The organism is Streptomyces sp. NPDC044061 (genome assembly GCF_056434305.1).
This window is the reverse complement of the sequence record NZ_JBWKFL010000005.1, coordinates 93,295-114,952: the sequence shown is the minus strand read 5'-3', so window position 1 is coordinate 114,952 and position 21,658 is coordinate 93,295. Positions and strand designations below refer to the sequence as shown.

Sequence of the window (21,658 nt, the reverse complement as noted above, 5' to 3'; positions counted from 1 at the left end):
GACAGCGCTCGCACCGGCCTCAGGAGATGCGATGAGATCGCCGAGCCTGCGCGACACCCTGGCCCGCACCGTGATCGCGGTTTTGGCCCTGCTGCTGTCCTCTGTCGCCGTTCCCCCGCCCACGGCCCGTGCCGACGCCGCTCACGACTCCCCGGTCGTGCGCACCGACCGCGGCTGGGTGCGCGGCGCGGCGCTGCGCGACGGCGGCCGGGTCTTCCGGGGCATACCCTTCGCCGCCCCACCGACGGGCGGACTGCGCTGGCGTCCCCCACGACCCGCTGAGCGATGGCCCGGCGTGCGGGACGCCACCGCAGCGGCCCGACCCTGCCCCCAACCGCCGCTGACGCTGCTCCCCGACGGCGGCCCCGTCCTGCCCGGCGAGTCCAACCGCACCGGCAGCACGACGGAGGACTGCCTGTACCTCAATGTGTGGACCCCCGCCCGCACCGGTGGCCGGGCCTTCCCAGTGCTGGTGTGGCTGCACGGCGGCGGCAACGCCTATGGCGCCGGCAGCGACTACGACGGCTCGATGCTGACCGCGCGGGGCGTGGTCGTGGTGACCGTCAACTACCGCCTGGGCGCACTGGGGTTCCTCGCCCATCCCGCACTGTCGGCGCAGAGCGAGGAACACGCCTCCGGCGACTACGGCTTGATGGATCAGCAGGCCGCGCTGCGCTGGGTTCGGCACAACATCGACGCCTTCGGGGGCGACCACAGACGAGTGACCCTCGGCGGCCAGTCCGCCGGATCGGCGGACACCTGCGCCCACATCGCCTCCCCGACCGCCGAAGGCCTGTTCCAGCGGGCGATTCAGCAGAGCGGGAGCTGCGCCTCGGACGGCGGTCTGACACCGCTCACGCTGGGCGCGGCCGAGCGGAGAGGCAGCGACTTCGCGGCCTCGGTCGGCTGCGCGGACCCGACCGTCGCGGCGACCTGTCTGCGCGCCCTGACCACCACCGAGCTCCTTCGCGGCACCGGGACCGGGACAGCGTCCTTGTGGGGCCCGAACACCGGGCCACGTGTCCTCCCGCGTGCTCCGCACAGGGCATGGGCCGAGGGACGAGTGAACGCCGTCCCGACACTGAACGGCAACACCCACGACGAATACCGTTACTTCACGGCGCTGTACGTGGATCTGCTCGGCGGCGGCCCCTTGACCACGGCTTCTTATGCCGCCCTTGTCGGGCTCCAGCACGGCGGCCGCGCAGCGGCGGTCCTGCACACGTATCCGGCCTCGGCGTATCCATCCCCCAACCTGGCCTACTCCGCCGTGAACACCGACCAGCGGTTCGCCTGTCCGGCACGGGCCGACAGCCGGCTGTACGGCACCCGGGCGCCCGTCTACGCCTACGAGTTCCACGACCCCCAGGCGCCACCGTTCCTCCCGGCGCCGCACACACCGCAGGGCGCGTTCCACGCCTCCGAACTCGCCTATCTCTTTCCGATGGACTCCCTGCACCTGACGCCCGCCCAGCGACGGCTGTCCGCCACGATGACCGCCTACTGGGCACGGTTCGTGGCCACCGGCGACCCCAACGGCTCCCGGCTCCCCGCCTGGCCTCGCCACACGGCCGAAGAGGACCGCATCCAGGTGCTGGCGCCGGACCGGGTCGCATCGACCACCGGCTTCGCGGCCGACCACCACTGCGCGTTCTGGCTCACCTCCGCCACTTCCCGTGGAGCCGTGCGATGACGTCGGCGCATCGGCGGCCGCGACGAACCCTCAGCCCCTGGGATATGGCTGCCTGCCCGCATGGCTTGCGACGAGCGTCCCCGTCCGTCATTCGCTGTCCGTGACGTCATGCGACAGGGTGCCCTCACCCGAGGGTCCGCGCACCAGAACGTCGTGGTGAGCCGCGAGCGCCAGCAAGGCGACGTGCAACGGCCCGGTCTCCAGGACGGCGCCCGGTTCGAACCAGCGGGCGACGGCGCTGCCACTCGCCATCCTGAGTGTGAAGCGCGCCAGTTCGTCCGCCACCTCCGGGCGGTCGCTCAGCCCGAAGACGGCGCTCAGCGCATCCTGGGCCCAGGACACCAGCGCGTCGCGGTAGTGGTGCACCTCGGCCACGGCCGCCGCGCTGGCGTCCTCCTGGACCATGCCCAGCCCCAGCAGCAGTTTCAGACCGTGCGGGTGGCGCCGGAAGGCGTCCTCGACCTCCGCGAGGAAGGCGTCCAGGCGCTGCGCCACGTCGGCGCCCGGCACCTCGGCCGGGGGCAGGGCTGCCAGCAGTGTGGTCCTGGCGCGCTCCAGCACCGCGACATAGATTCCGTCCTTGCTGCCGAAGTGCCAGTAGATGGAGCTGGCCGGCAGGCCGCACTCGGCGGAGATCATGGAAATGGACGTGGCGGCGTAGCCGTACCGCGACATCAGTCCGCCGGCGCTGTCGAGAATCGCGTCACGAGACCGCGCGCCGCGGTCCTGGGCCAGTGCCTCCGTCATACAGCCGACTCTAGGCGAGAGGCTGGGCGGCGCACCCTTCTTGCTCCGCCCTGCGGCGCATCCGCGCCCGGGCACCTGGTGCCGGCTGTGCGGCCCCTTAAGGTGAGCTGTGGGGAACGAAGATCGACGCGGGTGAGCGGGTCACCCGCCGGGCCGGGGGGCGACAGCGTGGCAGGACTGGTGGGCAGGTCGTCGGAACTCGCGCGGCTGGACGCCCTGCTTGCGGGCCTGGACCGGTCGGACCTGCCGAAGGTCGTCGACATCGTCGGTGAACCCGGCATCGGGAAGAGCAAGTTGCTCGACGAAGTGTGCGCGCGGGCCCGCACAACCGGGTTCACCGTACTGCGCGGCCGGGCCACGGAGTACGAACAGCACGTCCCCTACCAGCTGTTCACCGACGCGTTGGCCGACGCCGGCCCACCGGACGCCGGCCCCGCCCTGGCCGAAGCGCACTCGGTGCTGTGCGGCATCCGGAAGGGGCTGGGCGACGGATCCGCCGACGGCACCTCCGCCCGGTTCGGGCTGCATCGTGCGATCGCCGCTTCCCTGACGCACCTGAGCGAGCAGGGACTGGTGCTGGCCCTGGACGACCTGCACTGGGCGGATCCCGCCTCCCGCGAGCTCGTGGACCACCTGATCCGGCACCCTGCGCGCGGACGCGTGCTCCTGGTGGTGGCCCGGCGGGTCCGGCAGACGCCGACCCCCCTGACCGCGGCGCTGACGCGCGGCGCAGCGGGCGGAGCCGTGCTCCAGCTCGCCCTGGAGCCGTTCTCCGAGCAGGAATCCGTCCTGGCACTGGCTCCCGACGTTCCCGAGGACCGGGCCAAGCGGCTGCACGCCGCCGGCGAGGGCAACCCCCTGTATCTGTTCGCCCTGGTGCACGCCCACCGCACGGAAGCGTCACCGCACGGCCTCACGCCCGACGGACTCGGCGACGCCGTGGACCCGGCCGGCCTGCCCGCTGGGCTCGCCGCGCTGCTGCTCGACGAGTTGGCCACGCTCACCGGGCCGCAGCGCCGGCTCGTCGAGGCGGTGGCGGCACTCGGCGACCACGCGACGCCTGCCATGCTGACCGTGGCGACCGGGCTGTCCCCCGAGGACGTCGAGAACGAGACCGGTGCTCTGGTGGTACGCGATCTGCTGCGCGCCGGGCCGGGCGGCCCGTGGGCGCTGCGCCATCCCCTGCTCCGGGCCCTGGTCTACGAACGAACCGCGCCGGGGTGGCGGGCCGAGGTCCACCGCCGTGCCGCGCGCGAACTGGCCCGTGGCGGCGCTCCCGCCATCGAGCGGGCTCGCCACGTCGAACGGTCGCTGACCGGCTGGGACCCCCAGGCCGCACAGGTGCTCGTCGATGCCGCCACAGGGTTCGCGGCGACCGCGCCGGCCACGGCCGCCCATCTGCTGGACGTGGTCCTCACTCATATGCCGGACAGCTCCGACCGTTTCGGACAACGCGGCGAACTGGTCCTGGCCCGCGCCCGCGCGCTGGGCGTCAGCGGGAGCCTCCAGGAGAGCCGGGACCTGCTGCACATCCTGATCGAGAAGGCCGGCAAGGACCATCCCGAACTGCGTACGCAGGCCGTCGCCCGGTGTGCGGTGATGGAGCGGCACCTCGGCCATTCCCCCGAGGCCACCGCCCTGCTGCGCCGGGAGCTGTCCCGCGATCCGGGCCCGTCCCCCACCCAGGCGGTCTCCCTGCGACTGGCTCTCGGGATGTCCGCCCTGCTCACCGCGTCCTATCCGGAGGCACGCGAGGACGTCGCGCAGGCTGTCGCCGTCGCACGTTCCCACGACCATCCGACCGGCGAGGCGGCGGCGCTGGCCCTGGCAGCCCTGGGCGAGGCGTACGAGGGGGAGACGGAGGCGGCGGCTCGTTTCGCCGATGCCGCCGGTTCACTCGCGGACGCGCTGACCGATCCCGGTCTCGCGGATCTGTGCGAGGCGCTGGTCTGGCTGGCCTGGGCGGAAACGCTGCTGGAGCGCTACGGCGACGCCGAGCGGCACATCACCCGCGGGCTCCGCATCGCCCGCCGTACCGGACAACTCCACGTGTTGCCTCACCTGTTGACGAGCCAGGCCTTCGTCCACCTCACCACCTGCCGGCTGCCGTCCGCGCTGGAGGCCGCCGAGGAGGCGGAGTCCATCGCCCGGGCCGCGGGCAGCGACGAACTCCTGGGCTTCACCCTGGCCATCAAGACACTGGTGCTGTTGCTGGTGCGTCCGCTGGGGGACGGCAGCGCCCTGTCCACCGGCGAGGAGGCCGTCGCCGCGGCGGGCCGGAGCAGGGGCTGGTGGTCGTCCCTGGCCTGGTGCATGCTCGGGCACGCGACGTACGCGAGCGGAGACCCCCACCGCGCGCAGGAGGCCATCACGACGGCAGGCGGCGGCGCTGAACTGCCGCTGCTGCAACCCTCGATCCGTCCGGGGCAGCTCGACACCCTCGCGGCCGCGGCCCTCGCCGCGGGTGACGTCGACGCGGCCGGCCGCTGGGTCGCCCAGGCGACCGTCGAGGCCGACCGGCTCGGCCTCGACGGTCAGCGCGCCGCCGCCCTGCGCGCCCAGGCCACGCTGGCCGAGCACAACGGCGAGACCGCCAGGGCCGTACGGCTCCTCGACGCGGCGGCACAGGAATACGTCCGCTGCGGCCAGTCCCTGTGGGAGGCGTACTCCCTGCTGCGGGCGGCGCCCTTGGCGCGGCGCACGGGGCAGGGGGCGCGTGCCGCCGCCATGTGGCGCCGGGCGCACCGGATCGCCGTCGGCGGCGGCGCACGCCTGCTGGTGGACCTCGCCGAACTGATCCGTCCCCAGGTGACGGAGGAGACGCCGACGGTGCCCGCGCAGCTCGCGGAGCTGACGGCCCGTGAGCTGGAGGTGGCGGAGCTCGTGGCGCGAGGGCTGAGCAACCAGGACATCGCGGCTCGGCTCCACCTCAGCCGACGCACCGTCGAGACCCACCTGTCCTCGATCTACCGCAAGGCGTCGGTGCCGTCCCGCGCGGCCCTGGCCGGACTCATGACCCGCGTCGGGCTGGGAGCCGGATCCTGAGCGACGTCCGGTGATCAGGCGTCGGCACGGACCCGGCCGCCTGAAGCTGTGGCGCAGGGATCACCACAACGGCGACCGCGACTGTGGTGAGCCACGACGCGTACAGCACGGCCGGGTCTACCCGGCGGCGCGAGGCACCTGGGACGCGGCGAAGCACGTAGAGGGTTACGTGTTTCCACTGAGGTCTCTTCCCGTGCGGCCGTCTACGGTCGGCAGTCGGACGGCTGAAGCGGTGGCAGAGGGGAATGCGTGGAAGGCAACACCCGAGGTGTGGGGGGAAGTTGGGTGGCGCTCGTGGTGGCGGGGAGTCTGCTGGCCGGGTGTTCGGCACAGGGGGCGGACGGCGGCTCCTCGCCTCGAACGGGGTCTCCCACGCACACCGCGACGTCTGAAGCAGCGGCGCCCTCGTCGGGCGGCTCTTCCGCCGGGCCCGCCTTCAGACCGGACGCCGACCTCGTCCCGAGGACCTCGAAGGGCGGGCAGGACCTGGTGGACTCCGTGGTGTTCGCTCCGGGCGACTGGGGCCGGCGCTTCGTCGCTCAGGACCCGGCCGAGAGCACCCCGGGCACCTGGGCGGTGCTGGACGACAACTGCCGCTGGGAGCGGCCGAAGCTCCCCCGAGGCGTACTGGCCAGTCTGTCCCGCTACGGCCGGCTGCCCGCCGGCGGAGGGAAAGGTGCCGTCAAGGTGACGGCCGCGGCCACCACGCACTCCTCCGTCCTCGGCGCCGACGAACAACTGAGCACCACCCTGGAGGAAGTCCTGCGCTGCCCGGAGCAACGGCCCCGGGCCGACGAGCGGATCACGGGTCTGAACTCCCTCGGCACCCCCTTCGGCGCCCGCGAGCAGGACTACGCCGACGACTCCATCCTGGAGGCCGGTCAGTACGTCGGGAAGAGCGGCGCCGCCCAGCCGTACCTGTGGATGGTCGCCCGGCTGGGCACGGTCGTCGTGGCCGTCTCCGTGACGGGCGGAAGGGGGCACACTCAGGAAGAACTCAAGGAACTGGGCAGCACCGCCCTGGGTCAGATGCTGGTGCGCGTCCAGCAGCGGCTGAAGGAGAAGTGATGGAGCCGCTGCGTACCTCGGACCCCTCCCGGCTGGCGGGCCATCGGCTGCTCGGGCGGCTCGGCGCGGGTGGCATGGGTGTGGTGTACCTGGCCCGCTCGGCCGGCGGTGCACTGGTCGCGCTGAAGGTGATCCAGGCCGAGTACGCCGAGGACGCCGGATTCCGGGAGCGTTTCCGGCGCGAGGCGGAGACGGCCCGCCGGATGACGAGCCCTTGGGTGGCGTCTCTGGTGGACGCGGACCCCGAGGCAGCGTCGCCCTGGCTGGCCACCGTCTTCGTGCCGGGGCCCTCGCTGGGCGAGGCCGTCGCCGCGCACGGGCCGCTGCCCGTACGGAGCGTGCGGGTGCTGGGCGCCCGGCTCGCCCAGGCGCTGCGCGACCTCCACGCGGTCGGTCTCGTGCACCGGGACGTCAAGCCCGGCAATGTGCTGCTGGCCCTGGACGGCCCCCGGCTGATCGACTTCGGCGTGGCCCGCGATCTGCGGGACACCGCTCTCACGTCGACCGGTGTCGTGGTCGGCACCCCCGGCTTCCTGGCACCGGAACAGGCCCAGGGCGGGCGGGAGGTGGGCCCGGCCGGCGACGTCTTCTCGCTGGGCTGCGTGCTGACCCACGCGGCCACCGGCCGCCCTCCCTTCGGTACCGGGTCACTCGACGCGCTGCTGTACCGCACGGTGCACGACACCCCGGATCTGGAGGATGTGCCGCAGGAACTCGCCGAAGCGGTGCGCGGCTGTCTGGAGAAGGACCCGCGGCAGCGGCCCACTGCGGAGGCGTTGTCGCAGGCCCTCGCGGCCACCGAGCCCGCCGACCCGCGGGAGATCCTCCGGGCGGTACGTCCTTCGGCGCGGCAGGACCAGGCACCCGCTGACGAGGACTGGTTGCCCGAGCCGTTGATCCGGCTCATCGCCGAACGGTCGGCCGCAGGGCTCGGGCTGCCCGCCGTCGATGACACCGAGATCGCCTCCGAGTCCGCCGACACCACCGCCGCGGACGACGCGGACGCACAGCCAGCGGGACGTGCCGTCGGCAGACGCCGTCTCCTGATCCTCACCGGGGGAGCGATGGCCGTCGCAGCCGGAGGCGGTCTGGCCGCATGGGCCGCGCTCTCCCGTGACGGAAAGAAGAACGGCTCCACCGCCGCCCCGACGGCGAACGGGCCCGTCCACACGATCGGCCTGCACGCCGATCTGAGCGGTGACCACAGGGCGGTCGGCCGGGCTCAGGAGCGGGGACTGCGGCTCGCGGTCGACGAGTTCAACTCCCGTGGCGACAGGCCGTTCACGCTCGCCGTGCGGACGGTGGACGACGGCGGTGTTCCGGCCAGGGCCCCGGCGGTGGCCAAGCGACTGGTCGCCGACCCTTCCGTGCTGGCCGTGATCGGTCCCACCACGGACGACACCGCCCTGGCCTCGCTGACGACCTACGACACCGCGTCGCTGCCCCTCATCGCGGTGTCGCCCGGCGCCACCGCGCTGGGGGTGATGGGCAGCCGGTCCTTCCTCCACGCCCGCGTGACGGACACGATCCTGCCGTTCTATCTCCGCGCCTATCTGCACGGCACCGCGAAGTCGCACACGATCGGAATCGTCGACGACCGGGCGGCGGACGCGTACGCCTGGGAGATCAGCAGCTCGCTCTCCCGCATGCTTCACCAGGACCGGCAGCCGGTCGTCCCCAAGGTGGTCAGCGCGTTGCGCAGGGACTTCGGACCGACGCTCGACGCCCTGCTCGACGGCGGAGCGGACTCCGTGGTCTTCGCCGGCTATCACGACCGCGCCGCGCTGCTGGCCCGGGAATTGACGCATCGCCACTTCGCGGGCGCGCGAGCCGCCGCCCAGGGCGTGCTCGACCCCCGGTTCCTGTCCGCCGCCGGGGATGCGGCCCACGGCTGGGTGATCGTCGCCCCCGTCATGGACGCCTCCACCGCCCCCGAGGCCAAGACGTTCGCGACCGCGTACCGCAGGCGTTTCGACGCCGAGCCGGAGCGGTATGCCGTCGAGGCGTACGACGTGGCCCGGTTGATCGTGCAGACCCTCAGATCGCCGTCCGCCGGGCGCGTGACCCGGCAGAGCCTGACGACGGCGCTGCGCGGGGCCTCGTACAAGGGGATCACCAAGAACCTCGCCTTCGACCAGAAGACCGGGGCACTGGTCATCGACGGCCGCGGCGTCTACCTGTGGAAGATCGACGGCGGCCGGTTCCGGTACCAGGGCGCGGCGTCGTTCCAGGTGTCCACCTGATGGGGCGCTGATGGAGCCGTTGCGCGGCGCCGACCCGGCCGGGATCGCGGGCTACCGGCTGCTGCGCCGGCTGGGCGCGGGCGGCATGGGCGTGGTGTACCTGGCTCGCTCCGGCACTGGCTCACTGGCCGCGTTGAAGGTCATCCGCGCCGCGCACGCGGACGATCCGGGATTCCGGGCCCGTTTCCGCCGTGAGGTGGAGACGGCGGGCCTGGTCGCCAGCCCCTGGGTCGTACCGCTGCTCGACGCGGACCCGGACGCGGAGTCTCCTTGGCTCGCCACGGCGTTCGTGCCGGGCCCCTCACTGGCGGAGGCGGTCGAGGAGTACGGGCCGCTGCCGCACCGCTCGGTGCGGTTCCTGGGGGCCCGCCTCGCCGAGGCGCTGGAGGCCGTGCACGGGGCAGGTCTGGTGCACCGGGACGTCAAGCCGGGCAATGTGCTGCTCGCGGTCGACGGACCGCGGATGATCGACTTCGGTATCGCCCGGATGCCGGAGGACACCGCGCTCACCGCCACCGGGATGGTGGTCGGCTCTCCCGGATTCCTCTCCCCCGAGCAGGCCCAGGGACGGGGTCGGGAGATCGGCCCGGCCAGCGACGTCTTCTCGCTCGGCTGTCTGCTGGCGTTCGCCGCAACGGGCGAACGCCCCTTCGGCCGGGGTTCCGCGGCCGAGGCGCTGGTGCGTACGGTCCACGACGAACCGGACCTGGACGGCGTACCGGCGCCACTGCTGCCGTTGCTGCGGAACTGTCTGGCGAAGGAGCCGGGCTCCCGGCCCCCCGTGGCCGAGATCCGGCGAACCCTGGACGGGCCGGAGCCTGACGACCGGGACAGCGAGGGCGGGGGCTGGTTGCCCCAGTCGTCCACCCGGCTGATCGCGCGCCGTTCGACCGCCGCTCTCGCCCTGCCCGCCGTCGAGGCCACCGAGGTGTCCGGCGCACCGCCCGGCATCGACACCGTGCCCGGCTCGGAGGAGCCGCCGAAGAGCGCCACGCGACGCCGCTTCCTGGTGCTGGGCTCGGCCGCCGGGGTCCTGGCGGCGGGCGCGACGACGGCCTGGTGGACGACGGACCGTCCCGGTCGCGCATCGACGCGGGGCGGCGGCGCCCGGCCTCCGCGCATGGTGGTCGCGCTGCACGCCGATCTGACCGGAGGACACAAGGCGGCAGGACTCGCCCAGGAGGACGGTGTCCGGCTCGCCTTCGACCATCTCAACTCCCGTACCGGCCGCGGCTTCGACCTCGCGCTCCAGGTGCACGACGACGCGGGCAGCCCGACCCGGGCACGACGGATCGCACGGCAGATCGCGGCCGACGGCCGGGTCCGCGCGGTGATCGGGCCGACCACCGACGCCTGTGCCGAGGCCGTCCTCGCCGAATACCAGAAGGCTCTGCTGCCCCTGGTCTCCGTATCGGTCGGGCTCGAAGGGGTGTCGTCCTTCAAGTACCGGACGTACGCGGCCACCCGGCCCCCCGACCGCAACCTGGCGGCGCCCCTGGTCGCGTACCTCGTTCGCACCGCACGGGCCCGCAGGACGCTGTTGATCGACGACGCGTTCGAGGGAGACTTCAGCTGGAACATCTGTGCGTCGGTCAGTGATGCCATGCGCTCCGGGCGGAACGCGACGACCCGGCGTACCCTCGCCGCCGAGGACGACACCGCCGACGACTTCCGCGCCCTCGCCGAGTCGGTGACCGACGCGAAAGCGGACGCGGTGGTGTTCGCCGGTGGACATGCGCGCGCCGCGAAACTGGCGGTCGCGCTGCGCGGGGCCGGCTACTCGGGTGCGCGACTGGCGACCGAGCGCGCTCTCGACCCCCGCTTCCTCACCTCGGCGGGCGACGCCGCCGAGGGATGGGTCTTCGCCACCGCCTTCCTGGATCCGACGCGTGTGACGGCCGCGAAGTCCTTCGTCGCCGCCTACCGCGAACGCTTCGGCACCGCGCCGCCGTGGTACTCCGCCGAGGCCTACGACGCGGCGCTCTTCGTGGGCCGCGCGATGACGACGCCGGGCGCGTCCCGCGCGGCACGCGGCGCGATCGTGGGACGGCTGCGCGACATCGACTACCGCGGGATCACCAAGAGACTGCGCTACACGTCGTCGAGCACCGGCTACACCGTGAAGGCGCTGTACCTCTTCCAGGCGTCCGGCGGCCGCTTCCGCTATCTCGGCCAGTACGAGGACGCCACGGCCTGAGCCGGTGCGGGGACGGGAGACGGCCGGACCGCCCGACCGCGTCACGCATCCTCGGCCGCGGTCACGCAGGTCCAGCCGTGCCGGACGTCTCCGCGTTCCCGGCAGTCGACGCGAGTGACGTCAGGACCCCCGTTGCTGCGCGAGAGCAGTCCGCTGATCAGCGTGCGGTACGCGAAGAAGAGCGTCGCGGCCACGCTCACGCCGAAGGCGACGCCGGGCCCGTATCCCGGGCCCGTCGCGGTGCGGGTCACGTGGAGGAAACCGTAGCCGCCGAGGACCGTCGCCAGGGCGTACACCTTCCACAGCAACCCGTGCCTGCGGCGCTCACCGCGCACTTCGGCGAACGACGGGAGCGCCACCAGGAGTTGAGCGCCGCAGTGGTCGCACGTCGCGTGGGCCTCGTTCCTGCGTTCGTCGAAGCGCTCCAGACGTCCCCCGTCCTCGTTGGTGAGGGCGGTCGTCCGCGTGTGGTTGTGACCGCCCTCCTTGCTGACGACGTGCGTGATCCTGTACTCGAAGGTCCCCGACACCTCTGCGGCCACGGCTCCCGCTCCTTCCCCCCTGATCCGGTCCACCTCCGATTCTCGGGCCGCCGCGGCGGCGTACCGCCGGGTCGCACCACCCGGAACAACCCTGTGACGCCACGAGGAAGTACTGCTGACGAAGGACTACCGCCGCCCCGCGACCAGGTACCGGGCCCGCCACTGCGGCAGGCAGTCGTGCAGGTACAGCGCGAAGGGGATCCACCAGATCAGATCGTTGGTGAGGAGGATGACGCCGGAGGCCAGGGGCCACTCGCCGGTGAGGGCCGGCCACAGCCAGCCGAGCGGTCCGAGGACCTTGCCGGCCAGGCCGACCGCCGCGACGGCGAAGCCTTCGGCGGGGCGGAGGGCCACGTCCAGATAGAGAAGCCCGTACAGGCCGAGCACCATGCCGAGGGTCATGAAGATCTGCGGGTGGTTCTGCGGGGGCATGCCGGCGAACCGGAACAGCCATTGCGGGTCGACGGCCGCGTAGCAGCCCCAGACGATGTTGTAGACGCCGGCCGCCGCGAAGACCCGTCGGTGCAGTCCCTCACGGGGAACGGGAGAAGTCTCACTTGATGGGAACACGACCCTATTGTCGTGTCCATGTACCGGTAGCATGCCGCCGCATGGGGGAATCGAACATCGTTGTGGTCGGGGGCAGCGGCTTCTACGGCCGGTACGTCGTCGCCGATCTGCTGCGCCGGCCCGACGTCCGCGTCACCGTCGTCTCTCGCAGACCGCCACATCCCGCCTTCGCCTCCGACCGGGTCCGCTGGGTCGCCGGCCAGCGCGACGACCCGGAGCGGCTGGGCGAACTCCTGGGTGACGCGGTCGCGGTCGTGCACTGCGCGGGTCCGTTCCAGGCCATGGACGGTGCCGGCAGCCACCCGCTGGGGCCGCTGCGGGCGGCGGTGACCGCCGGGGTTCCGTACGTGGACATCTGCGAGGACCGCGGCTTTCTGCGCGCGGCGGCGACGGTGGCCCGCTCGGCGACGGCTCCCGTCCTCACCGGGGCGTCCGTCGTACCGGGCCTCCAGGCACTGATCGTCCACGACCTCGCACACGGCATGGACCGTGTCGACGGCGTCCTGTGCTGTGCCGCTCCCGACACCCGGCGGCACCGCGGCCCGGCGATGTTCGAGGCGATGATGCACGGCGCGGGGCTCCCGTTCAGCGCCCCTCGCGGGGGCGTACCCACCGTGGTGCACGGCTGGTCCGAGCCCGAATGGACGGTGTTCCCGCCGCCGGTCGGCAGACGGCTGGTGCACCAGGTGTACGAGATGGCCGACCTGGACGTCCTGGCCGAACTGTGCGATGCCCGCACGATCGCTTTCAAGGCCGGTACCGAATTCACCGTCGTCAACCGGGCTCTGGGCCTCTTCGCCGCACTGCGGGCCCGCACCGGGCGGCCCCGCGCCACCCGGCGCTGGACCCCGCTGGTGCGCGCGGTGTCGTGGCTCGTCGGCCGGGCCGGCGACGAGGCAGGCGGCTTCACGGTCACCGTGAGGGGGCAGTGCGGCGGGCTGCCGGTCACCCGCCGACTGGGCATGACGGCCCGGCAGGACGGCGGTCGCATTCCCTCACTGCTCGCCGGCATCGCCGTCGACCACCTGCTGGCGGGCCGGCTTCGCACCGCCGGCCTCGTCCCGCTCCATTCCTGGCTGGCACCGCACGAGCTGTGTGCGGCGCTGCGCGACCGCGGGATCAGCCTGTGGCGGAGCGACGACGAGGACGGCTGGCGCCCCTGGGCGGAGTGACGAACCGTCAGGCCGTCCCTTCCCGTGTCCGTATGCGTCGTGCTTCCGCTGTCCGGTCGATCGGAAGTCGTCGCCGACAAGCGCTCCAAGACCTGGTGGACGTGGTCCTCAGGCGGGTCACTTCGTCGTCTTCACGGTGCAGACTGTGGCCGCGCCGTTGAAGACCGGCCACGAGAGCGCCGGCCTGTCGGTGCGCTCGGGGCAGTTGCCGCCGTTCAGCACCGCCGTGATCACCATGATCGCGTTTTGACCGCGCGGCACCTGCGTCCGGTCACAGCCCCAGACGCTGAACAGCCGTCCCTCGCCGTGGAGGGAGCCGTCGGCCTGCCTGCTCAGTGTCGCGGGAAAGCACTGCCCCACGGCGAACACTCGGTCCAGGCACAAGGCCGTGGACGATCCGTCGTCGTTGACGTGACCCCAGCCCCATCGGCCCGCGCCCCCGGGGCAGTTCGAGGCGAACGTCGTCACCATGGTCACCTTCGAGAAGGCGAAACCGGCACCGCAGTCGACGGCGACCGGCCGCTCGCGGTTCAGTTTGCCCCAGCCGCCGTCGTACACATCGAGGCAGGTGCCGACGCCGACCGACGCGAACGCCACGTCGACCGGATCCGGCGGGTCGGGGGTCGGCGAGTCGCTGGGGGTGGGACTGGGTGAGGTCTCCGGGTCCTCCGGCTCCTCGTCGTCCTCTCCGTCGGACGTCGGCTCCCGGTGCGGTGTGGTCGTCGCGGAGGCCCCACCGGAGGGCTCCGACCCGATCACGGTCCCCGCGCGGTTCCGTTTGCCGGTCGCGGCCGTCTCCTGCCACGGCTGCCACACACCGAGGAGGAGCACGAGGCCCACCAGGGCGGCGAGCGCCGCCGACGAGGCGCTGACGAAGTAGGTGCTGTTGATGTCACGGCCGGCCACTGTGATCTTGGACCGGCCGTCCGCTCGTGCGCTGATGCGAGTCCCACCACCGTCGGCGCCCTCCTGGCCGGAGCCGCCCTGGGTCTCTCCGGAGTTCAAACGATCACCCCTTGGTGATGTTGATGTCCCGCCCGGCCATGGTGACGCGTGACCGCCCCGACGCGTGCGCGGTCAACCGGGGACTGCCGGCGGGCGGTTCCGCCGCTTCGGCCATGGGCAGCAACTCGTCGATCATTCGACGGAGTTCCGGCAGCATCTCCGGGTCGGCGGCCAGCAGCCTGCGCAGCCGCGTCTGCCATTCGCCGACGAGTTCCCGCTCGGCCAGCTCGTCGCCGTTCCGCCGGGCGACGAGCACTTCGGCGCGCGCCTCGCCCAGTTCGGCCAGCACCGTGGCCGCCCGCTCGGGGTACACCCGGCGCCACAGCTCGCCCATCGCCCGCTGCGCGCTCTCCCACCCGGCTGTGGCCATTCCGCCGACCACAGTCGACGCGGCCAGGTGCACCAGTGCCGCCAGTTCCGATTCCATTGCGTACTCCTTGTGTCTGCTCGATGTGCCGGTCGCCGTGTGCATCGCCCGAGGCGAAGGACGTCCCACGGCCCGGGAGTTCCGGAGCGGGAGACGGGCGCGGGCCCGCTCGGGCGAGCGAGCGGGTCACACCGGCCCTGCTCAGGGGAGGTCGGGGCCGACCGCCGACGGCACTGAAGCTGCGCTCCTCCTTGTCCGGCCGTCGTCCGTGCAGTCGGCGCGGTCAGTGCCGGGAGGCGATGATCAGGAGGAGGACCAGGATGCCCAGGGCGATCAGACATCCGGAGCCGCCGGAAGACGATCCCTTGCGGAACTCGACCATCCCGCCGGGAACTACATCCGGATGGCTTCGGCCGTAGTGCGCCTCGATCGCCCCCGCCCCCTGGGATTCGCTCCCCCAGGCGGTGCGGTGCCCGCACTCACCGCACCGGTATCGGTAGTTGTCGGCCATGACTGTCTCCTTCTGGATTCGGTGGATCGCATGTGGCCGCCCGTCACGTCCTTCGGACGCCGGGAGCACCCGCTGAAAACCCCGTGAAGCAAGGGGCCGTATGTCAGTCGTCGTCCCGCTCGGCGCCGGCGAGGTGCTCGGTGAGGGCGTGGAACACGCAGAGGTTCGGGATCCCGGACGCGACAGTGACCCACACCTGCCAGCGGCCGGTGGCGCGGACGGCGACGAAACCGTTGAGCATCTCGATCCGCTGGACCTGCGCCCATCGCAGGGCAGTCCCTCCGGAGCCGACTTCGTCCCTGGTGATCCATACAGGGCCGAAGGCCAGCCGTGCTCCCTGGTGCAGCGCGGCCAAGGCCCGTGGCACCTGCGCGTCGACGACGGCCCGGCGGATCCCGGGCCACCACTCCTCCGGACGGTCGAAGTCACCGCTGCGCAGCACGATCCGTTCGCCGTCGACGTCGACGAGCACCAGGGCGCGGGTGATGCCCCGCGACGACAGCACCCTGCGTCGGCGCACCACCGTGGAGTCGAAGCGGATGACATGGATCCGCTTGCCGACGGCAGCCGTCATCCCGTGCTCGTACAGGTCCAGCCGTGCGCCCGCCCGCGTGACCGACCTGCCACCGGTCGGCTGCGGGCGCCGCACGCCCACGATGACCGCCCGCCGGGGGCCGGACTCCGTGGGCAGCGCCCGATGGGTGGCGCGTCGCCTGCCGAGACCCGCCCGGCCGGCGGCCGCGGAGATCCGCGCCAGCAGCAGTTCCTCGTCGCGCCCACGGTGAGCGGCTCCCCCGCTCACGCCGCGCCCGCCCGAACCCGACCGGTGCCGGCGTCGTCCCCGCGCAGGGCCGCCCGCCGTGCCTGCAACAGCACGTCACCCGGTACCACCCCCAGGTCGTCGGCCAGGCGCCGGACGGCGCGGTCGAAGACGGCCAGAGCCTCGGCCCGCCGGCCGTCGCGCCGCAGCGCGTGCATCAGCATCGCGGCGACCGGTTCGTTCAGCGGCTCCTCCAGGGCAAGGGCGGACAGCCCGGTGATCGCCTCGGCGTGCCGGCCCAGCCTCAGCTGCCAGTCCGCCTTCCGCTGCGCCAGGGCGACCCTGCGCCGGGTGAGCCGCAGCCGCTCCGACTCGGCGAACGGCCCGGGCAGTCCGGCCAACGGCTCACCGCGGAACAGCTCCAGCGCCCGGGCGCACAGCCGCACGGCCTCGGACAGGTCGCCGGCACGTGCGGCCTCTCCGGACCGGGTGACGAGGTCCTCCATGCACAGCACGTCCACCTCGGCCACACCGCGGGCCAGTCCGTATCCGTACCGGTCGCGCCGGATCACCGAGTCCGGACGCTCTCCGAGACGCAGGGCCTTGCGCAGCCGGTACACGTAGACCGGTACGACGTTCCCGTCCGGCATCTCCCTCCCCCACACGTTCTCCAGCAGCTGCCGCCGGCTGACGGAGCGGCCCGGACTCAGCGCCAGCGCCGCCAGCACCGCCTGCTGCCGTACGGGGCCGACGTCGACGGGCCGCCCCGCGAGCCCCGTCCGCAGCGGTCCGAGCAGCGACAGCCGGAGCTTGGGGCCGGGTTCGGAGTCCGGCCGCCGCCCGACGGCTGTCCCCGGCACCGGCACCGGCCCGCGCGGGCCCTGTCCCGGCACGACCAGACCGCAGTCGAAGGCGTGCACGATGGCGGCGGCCCGGTCGCGCAGCCCCAGCTTCCCCAGGACACGGCCGAGCCGCTCGGCCACCACCTGCTCGGGCAGGGCCAGGACGTCGGCGATCTCGGCGTCCCCCAGGCCGCATCCGAGCGCGTGGAGCACCTCGCGTTCCTCGGCGGTGAGGACCGTGACGCCCGGGCTGCCCTGGGCTGCGGTCGTCGTCGGCATGCACACTCCCCGTTCTCAGGACCGGCCGATCCACTCGCCCGGTCGATCACGTCGATGCCGTCGAGGCTGGCCGCCGTGCAGGAAATGTGGACAGAGCATTCAGGAGGTCATATGTGACCGGTGACCGCGCTACAGTCCCCACCTGCGGAAAGACGCACAACTCAAGGGGGAGGGGCCGTGACTTGTGGCCAGTGAGTTCGGCACGGTCCTGCGACGGCTGCGCGAGAAGGCGGGGCTGACCCAGGACGAGCTGGAGCGTCGTTCCGGGATCAGCGTGAGCACCATCCGCGGTCTGGAGACCGGCAAGCGCAGCAACCCCCGGATGACCACGGTGCAGCGCCTCGCCGACGCGCTCGCCCTGCAGAGCGAGGACCGTGAGGAGTTATTGGGCGCCGCCGTCCCGGGGCACCCGGGCGGCGGCGCGGGCGCGCCGGGCGAGCCGGGGCCGGACGATGCGGCGTTCGAGGCGCCTGCCGCGCAACAGCCGCCGTCTGCGGCACAGAACGCGCTGACGGACGCGGCGGAACAACTCGCGAAGGCGGTGGCGGCCCGCTGGCAGCGCGAGGAGGAACAACGGCGGATCCAGGATCCCTATCCGCTGCCGGTCCGCTGGAAGGCCGCCTGCGGGACACTCACCGACCACTGGGCCAACATCCGCCGCCTCCCGCCGGGAGCCGCGGGCGATCCCCTGGACCTGAGCGGCCGGTTGGAGGAAATCGCCGAGACCTACCGGAACATCCCCTCCGGGCGGTTGGTGGTTCTCGGCAGGTCCGGATCCGGGAAGACGATCCTGACCCTGCGCTTCGTCCTCGACCACCTGAAGTCACGGACGCCCGCGGAGCCCGTTCCGGTCATCTTCAGCATCGGTGCCTGGGACCCCACCACCATCACCCTGCGCGACTGGCTGACCGAGCAGCTGACGCGCGACCACCCCGGTACGGCCGCCCTGGGACCCGGCAGGGTGAGCCTGGCGTCCGCGCTGGTCGACTCGGGCCGCGTACTGCCGGTGCTGGACGGCTTCGACGAGATGGCCGACGGGCTGCGCCGCCCCGCACTCGAAGCCCTCAACGCCACCACTCTGCCCCTCCTGCTCACCAGCCGCCCCGCAGAGTACGCCGCCGCGGTCGACGAGACCGACGTGCTGACCTCCGCCGCGCCGATCGAACTCACCGACCTCACCCTCGACGACCTGGACCACTACCTGCCCCGAACCACCCGCAAGACCGACCGCACGGACCCCGCGGCGGGCGCGTGGGACTCCGTGATGAAGAAGCTGCGCGAGCCGTCACCGGACGGGCCGGTGGCCCCGCTCGCCACGGTCCTGTCGACTCCGCTGATGGTCGCGCTCGCCCGTACCGTCTACAGCGACACTCCGGACCACGATCCGGCCTCCCTGCTCGACACCGAACTGTTCGGCACCGCGGAGGAGTTGGAGGAGCACCTGCTCGACAACTTCCTCCCCACGGTCTACCGCCACCGGCCCCGCCCGGGTTCACGCGGCTGGGAGCCGGACCGCGTCCAGCGATGGCTCGGCTACCTCGCCCACCACCTGACGGAGCGCAAAACCCCCGACCTGGCCTGGTGGCGGCTCGGCGACGGCCTGCGCGACTCCACCCGCACCCTGGTCACCGCCCTCACCACCGCACTGGTCATCGGACTCGTCGACGGCACCATCGCCACCTGCGTCTACGGCTCGCCCGCCGGCGGTCTCCTGGACGGCACGATTGTCGGGCTCCTGGCCGGCTTCCTGTTCGGGCTCGTGCACTGGCTCACGTACACGGTCACAGGCAAGGACATCAGACCGTCCGCCGTACGCCTGCAGATCCGCGGCCGGCCGGAGACCACCACGTGGACGGCCGGCCCCCGACTGGTGATCGGCACGCTGGGCGGAGCGCTCTTCGGCTTCGCCTACGGATTCGCGGTCGGCCTGGTGCACGGGTACGGCTGGAAGGTCGGCCTGTCCGACGCGCTGTACCTCGGGCTCGTCGACGGGATCGTCTACAGCCTGGTCTTCGGCGGCGGTGCCGGACTCACCTTCTGCCTCCTCGGCCTCCTCGAAACCCCCCTCGACATCGTCTCCGCCGTCAGCCCGCGCAGCGTCCTGACTGCCGACCGGCGGGCGGTGATCACTCAACTGGCCGTCTGGACGCCCGTTTTCGGCGCAGCGGTCGGACTCGGGATCGGGGTGGTGGTCGACCTGCTGCAGGGGCACCTGGGCCGACTCGTCGTCGACCCCACGGCCAGCCTCATGCTCGGCACCATCAGTGGCCTGGGCGGCGCCCTCGGCTACACCCTGAGTCTGACCGCCTGGGGCCAGTGGTGCGTACTCTCCCGCCTCTGGCTGCCGTTGACCGGACGCCTCCCCTGGGCCGTCGCCACCTTCCTCGACGACGCCTACCAGCGCGGCGTCCTGCGCCAGGCCGGTGCGGTCTACCAGTTCCGCCACGCTCGTCTGCAAAGCCGCCTCGCCCAGGCCCACCGACGACGATGAGCCGCCTCGGGGTCGGGCTTCAGCGCGATTTCGACGCTGCGCCCGCCGGGCTGCCGCTCAGTGCGGTCAGGGTCAGGATCGTGAGGGCGAGCAGGGCTGTGCTGCCCGGTCTTGCACGTCGTAAGCCGACGCCGCTCATCAGTTCCTCCTGTGCCGGGGATGTGTGCCGAAGGGGGATCGCGGAACGCGGACTACGGGTTGATGCCGTCGTACTGCAGTACGCGGTAGGGCGACTGGTCGGGCTGCCCGTTCCACTGCGACACGATCAAGGTCAGGGAGTTGGGGCCGGCGCTGCCCGGGTGGATGTATCCGCCGTAGAGGAGGGGGAGTTGGGGTTTGCCCCAGTGGTTGGGCGGCCAGGCGGCGTCGCCGACGATCTGCGGTTTCGGCGCGCTCCACACCGCATCGGGCCGGGCAGCGGTGCGGGTGCAGATCGAGTAGTCGGTGACGTCGAAGTAGCTCATGCAGTACGTGCCGCCGATGCGCTTCACCGAGAACTCTCCGATGTTGTTCCCGGACAGGATGATCGAAGGCTGGACTGCCCGGGTCCACTGCCAACGGCCGTCGAGGTGGGCCCAGTTCTCCTGGGCTCCGAAGTTGCCTGCGCGGAACTCCTCCGGCCGGATGCGGAAGAGCTGGATCGCCCCGCCGTCACCGGTGTTGCGGTGGCTGCCGTTCCAGCGTTTGGAGAAGATGTACAGCCAGCCGTCGGGGTCGATGCCCGCGAACGACCACATTCCGTACAGGGACTGGTTCACCCCCTGGGTGTCACCCGCCCAGTGGTAAGGGTAGTCGTACCAGGTCACGCCGTGGTCGTCGGAGTAGGCGACGCCGGACATCCGCGAGCCGTCGTAGCCCGCGGGCGGCTGCCAGACCTCCACGGAGGTGTACTGGATGTACGTGCGGCCGCCGAACTCGATGCAGTCGTTGGGGATGCGGCTGACCTCGAAACCGTGCCCGTTGTCGGCGTTGTGCCGGTAGTCGAAGAGCTGCCGGGCGGCGCCTCCCGTGGGCATGGCCCAGGTGAACGAGATCGGCGTCGCGCCGGAGGCGTCGAAGTCGGCCTGGTTCAGCATGACCGGGGAGCCGAGGTAGTCGCCCCGCAACCCTGGTTCGGTGAAGGAGTCACCGAAGACATAGCCCCAGGTGCTGTCGTGCTCCCGGTAGTAGGGGATGGCGAGATCCCCCGATCCCAGCCCCTGCGAGCTCGCCGAGTCGCCGGGCTGTTCGCACAGGGGGGTGCCGCGCTGGGCCGCGGCGGCGCGGGGAGCGGCGGCAATCGAGCTGCCCAGCGCGCCGGCGGTCAGAGCGACGCCCGCGCCGGCCCTCATCAGCGATCTGCGGGTGAGCGAGAGGCGGTCGGGGTGTGCGGGGTTGGACATGGTCGGCCCTCCAGGGTCGGCTCACCGTGGCGAACGCGGTGTCGAGTCGGGGGATGCAGTCCGCGAGCGCTGTGCCGGGTGTTGTGTCTCACGCTCGGCCGGCACCGGGCATCACGGGGCGCCCGCTGCGGCACGGCTCCGGTAACGGTCGAGCGGCCACGGCGGCACGTTCATCCTGGCGAGGAGCGCTGAAAAGTCGATGAAATCCCGGCTCAGCGCCCGGATGCGGTGGTGCGGTGAGGAGAGAGGGTCACCGTGGAGCAGGCCGGGGACAGAAGGAGGGCGGCTGCGCCGCCCGGTACACAGGCCGGGCATTCGCCCCGGGGGGCAATGACACCCTCAGGCACGGCGGCATCATCGAGATTTCATCGGTTCTCGCTAGCGTGGCCACGTTCGAACACAGGCCGCTACCACAGGGGGTGGACGGCTCGATGGCACGGAGCGGTTCTCGCGCTGCGCAAGGCGGGCATTCCGCTGAACACGCCGCTCTCCGACATCCAGGAGGTCACCCGCAGCGGTGAGCAGATCCCGATCCACGGCTCGATCAGCGAACTCGGCGTGCTGAACGTGATCACGCCCGGCCAGGTCGACGGCGAACCGGACGTGGTCAAGGTCCTGAAGTGAGATCGACGGTGAGCACGCGGGAGCGCGAATGACGGTCTCCGGCGTGCTCCTCCATCGGAGCCTCACCGCTTCCCGACACATCTCGCGCCGCACAACGACAAACTCACGAGGGGACACGCT

Annotated in this window: 17 protein-coding genes; 8 read left to right on the top strand and 9 right to left on the bottom strand. The window is 72.3% G+C overall.

Annotated elements, in window-relative coordinates:
- Positions 1 to 31 precede the first annotated feature (31 nt).
- Positions 32 to 1,693 carry a carboxylesterase/lipase family protein gene (locus AC07CM_RS09955; protein WP_478875851.1) on the top strand — a complete coding sequence of 554 codons (1,662 nt, stop codon included), beginning with the start codon at positions 32 to 34 and terminating at the stop codon, positions 1,691 to 1,693.
- A gap of 87 nt (positions 1,694 to 1,780) precedes the next feature.
- On the opposite strand, the gene AC07CM_RS09950 is transcribed toward AC07CM_RS09955, so the two are convergent.
- On the bottom strand, positions 1,781 to 2,440 hold the full coding sequence (locus tag AC07CM_RS09950; protein WP_478875850.1) for a TetR/AcrR family transcriptional regulator: 660 nt from the start codon (positions 2,438 to 2,440) through the stop codon (positions 1,781 to 1,783).
- Positions 2,441 to 2,608: 168 nt separating this feature from the next.
- On the opposite strand from AC07CM_RS09950, the gene AC07CM_RS09945 reads away from it, so the two are divergent.
- The 4 genes from AC07CM_RS09945 (at position 2,609) to AC07CM_RS09930 (ending at position 10,993) form a co-directional block, all read left to right on the top strand.
- Positions 2,609 to 5,485 (top strand): AAA family ATPase, encoded by a 2,877-nt coding sequence (locus AC07CM_RS09945; RefSeq protein WP_478875849.1) that lies wholly within the window; start codon positions 2,609 to 2,611, stop codon positions 5,483 to 5,485.
- A 489-nt stretch (positions 5,486 to 5,974) separates the two neighbouring features.
- Positions 5,975 to 6,553, top strand: a complete 579-nt coding sequence (locus AC07CM_RS09940) for a hypothetical protein (RefSeq protein WP_478875848.1) — start codon at positions 5,975 to 5,977, stop codon at positions 6,551 to 6,553.
- The gene (locus AC07CM_RS09935; protein WP_478875847.1) at positions 6,553 to 8,796 is read left to right on the top strand and encodes a bifunctional serine/threonine-protein kinase/ABC transporter substrate-binding protein; all 2,244 of its coding nucleotides are present in this window, start codon (positions 6,553 to 6,555) and stop codon (positions 8,794 to 8,796) included. The genes AC07CM_RS09940 and AC07CM_RS09935 overlap by 1 nt, the downstream gene beginning before the upstream one ends.
- Positions 8,797 to 8,806: 10 nt before the next feature.
- Positions 8,807 to 10,993: a bifunctional serine/threonine-protein kinase/ABC transporter substrate-binding protein gene (locus tag AC07CM_RS09930; RefSeq protein ID WP_478875846.1), complete on the top strand. Its 2,187-nt coding sequence runs from the start codon at positions 8,807 to 8,809 to the stop codon at positions 10,991 to 10,993.
- A 41-nt stretch (positions 10,994 to 11,034) separates the two neighbouring features.
- Here AC07CM_RS09930 and AC07CM_RS09925 read toward each other — a convergent pair whose 3' ends face one another.
- Together AC07CM_RS09925 and AC07CM_RS09920 are read right to left on the bottom strand one after the other, a co-directional pair.
- Positions 11,035 to 11,535, bottom strand: coding sequence for a hypothetical protein (locus AC07CM_RS09925; protein ID WP_478875845.1), 501 nt, complete (start codon positions 11,533 to 11,535; stop codon positions 11,035 to 11,037).
- 126 nt (positions 11,536 to 11,661) lie between these two features.
- Entirely contained in the window at positions 11,662 to 12,105 is a 444-nt protein-coding gene (locus tag AC07CM_RS09920) for a hypothetical protein (RefSeq protein ID WP_478875844.1), read from the bottom strand.
- Between the two features lie 41 nt (positions 12,106 to 12,146).
- On the opposite strand from AC07CM_RS09920, the gene AC07CM_RS09915 reads away from it, so the two are divergent.
- The gene (locus tag AC07CM_RS09915; protein ID WP_478875843.1) at positions 12,147 to 13,277 is read left to right on the top strand and encodes a saccharopine dehydrogenase NADP-binding domain-containing protein; all 1,131 of its coding nucleotides are present in this window, start codon (positions 12,147 to 12,149) and stop codon (positions 13,275 to 13,277) included.
- 117 nt (positions 13,278 to 13,394) lie between these two features.
- Here the strand turns inward: AC07CM_RS09915 and AC07CM_RS09910 are convergent, their stop codons facing one another.
- From AC07CM_RS09910 to AC07CM_RS09890, 5 genes are all read right to left on the bottom strand, one after another.
- A complete protein-coding gene (locus tag AC07CM_RS09910; protein WP_478875842.1) occupies positions 13,395 to 14,282 on the bottom strand; it encodes a hypothetical protein in 888 nt (295 codons plus the stop codon).
- A gap of 4 nt (positions 14,283 to 14,286) precedes the next feature.
- Positions 14,287 to 14,709 carry a hypothetical protein gene (locus AC07CM_RS09905; protein WP_478875841.1) on the bottom strand — a complete coding sequence of 141 codons (423 nt, stop codon included), beginning with the start codon at positions 14,707 to 14,709 and terminating at the stop codon, positions 14,287 to 14,289.
- A gap of 223 nt (positions 14,710 to 14,932) precedes the next feature.
- Positions 14,933 to 15,160 (bottom strand): hypothetical protein, encoded by a 228-nt coding sequence (locus AC07CM_RS09900; protein WP_478875840.1) that lies wholly within the window; start codon positions 15,158 to 15,160, stop codon positions 14,933 to 14,935.
- A gap of 103 nt (positions 15,161 to 15,263) precedes the next feature.
- Positions 15,264 to 15,962 (bottom strand): DUF6585 family protein, encoded by a 699-nt coding sequence (locus AC07CM_RS09895; RefSeq protein ID WP_478875839.1) that lies wholly within the window; start codon positions 15,960 to 15,962, stop codon positions 15,264 to 15,266.
- The gene (locus tag AC07CM_RS09890; RefSeq protein WP_478875838.1) at positions 15,959 to 17,041 is read right to left on the bottom strand and encodes an AfsR/SARP family transcriptional regulator; all 1,083 of its coding nucleotides are present in this window, start codon (positions 17,039 to 17,041) and stop codon (positions 15,959 to 15,961) included. The genes AC07CM_RS09895 and AC07CM_RS09890 overlap by 4 nt, the downstream gene beginning before the upstream one ends.
- A 184-nt stretch (positions 17,042 to 17,225) precedes the next feature.
- Here AC07CM_RS09890 and AC07CM_RS09885 point away from each other — a divergent pair, with 184 nt between their 5' ends.
- A complete protein-coding gene (locus AC07CM_RS09885) occupies positions 17,226 to 19,532 on the top strand; it encodes a helix-turn-helix domain-containing protein (RefSeq protein WP_478875837.1) in 2,307 nt (768 codons plus the stop codon).
- Between the two features lie 191 nt (positions 19,533 to 19,723).
- On the opposite strand, the gene AC07CM_RS09880 is transcribed toward AC07CM_RS09885, so the two are convergent.
- Complete coding sequence (locus tag AC07CM_RS09880) at positions 19,724 to 20,914, bottom strand: DUF4185 domain-containing protein (RefSeq protein ID WP_478875836.1); 1,191 nt, start codon at positions 20,912 to 20,914, stop codon at positions 19,724 to 19,726.
- Positions 20,915 to 21,169: 255 nt separating this feature from the next.
- Between AC07CM_RS09880 and AC07CM_RS09875 the strand changes: the two genes are divergently transcribed.
- Positions 21,170 to 21,538, top strand: coding sequence for a hypothetical protein (locus tag AC07CM_RS09875; RefSeq protein WP_478875835.1), 369 nt, complete (start codon positions 21,170 to 21,172; stop codon positions 21,536 to 21,538).
- Positions 21,539 to 21,658 lie beyond the last annotated feature (120 nt).

Coding starts and splice junctions, on each gene's coding strand:
- AC07CM_RS09955 (WP_478875851.1), top strand. CDS start 32: ATGAGATCGCCGAGCCTGCGCGACACCCTGGCCCGCACCGTGATCGCG.
- AC07CM_RS09950 (WP_478875850.1), bottom strand. CDS start 2,440: ATGACGGAGGCACTGGCCCAGGACCGCGGCGCGCGGTCTCGTGACGCG.
- AC07CM_RS09935 (WP_478875847.1), top strand. CDS start 6,553: ATGGAGCCGCTGCGTACCTCGGACCCCTCCCGGCTGGCGGGCCATCGG.
- AC07CM_RS09930 (WP_478875846.1), top strand. CDS start 8,807: ATGGAGCCGTTGCGCGGCGCCGACCCGGCCGGGATCGCGGGCTACCGG.
- AC07CM_RS09915 (WP_478875843.1), top strand. CDS start 12,147: ATGGGGGAATCGAACATCGTTGTGGTCGGGGGCAGCGGCTTCTACGGC.
- AC07CM_RS09905 (WP_478875841.1), bottom strand. CDS start 14,709: ATGGAATCGGAACTGGCGGCACTGGTGCACCTGGCCGCGTCGACTGTG.
- AC07CM_RS09900 (WP_478875840.1), bottom strand. CDS start 15,160: ATGGCCGACAACTACCGATACCGGTGCGGTGAGTGCGGGCACCGCACC.
- AC07CM_RS09890 (WP_478875838.1), bottom strand. CDS start 17,041: ATGCCGACGACGACCGCAGCCCAGGGCAGCCCGGGCGTCACGGTCCTC.
- AC07CM_RS09880 (WP_478875836.1), bottom strand. CDS start 20,914: ATGTCCAACCCCGCACACCCCGACCGCCTCTCGCTCACCCGCAGATCG.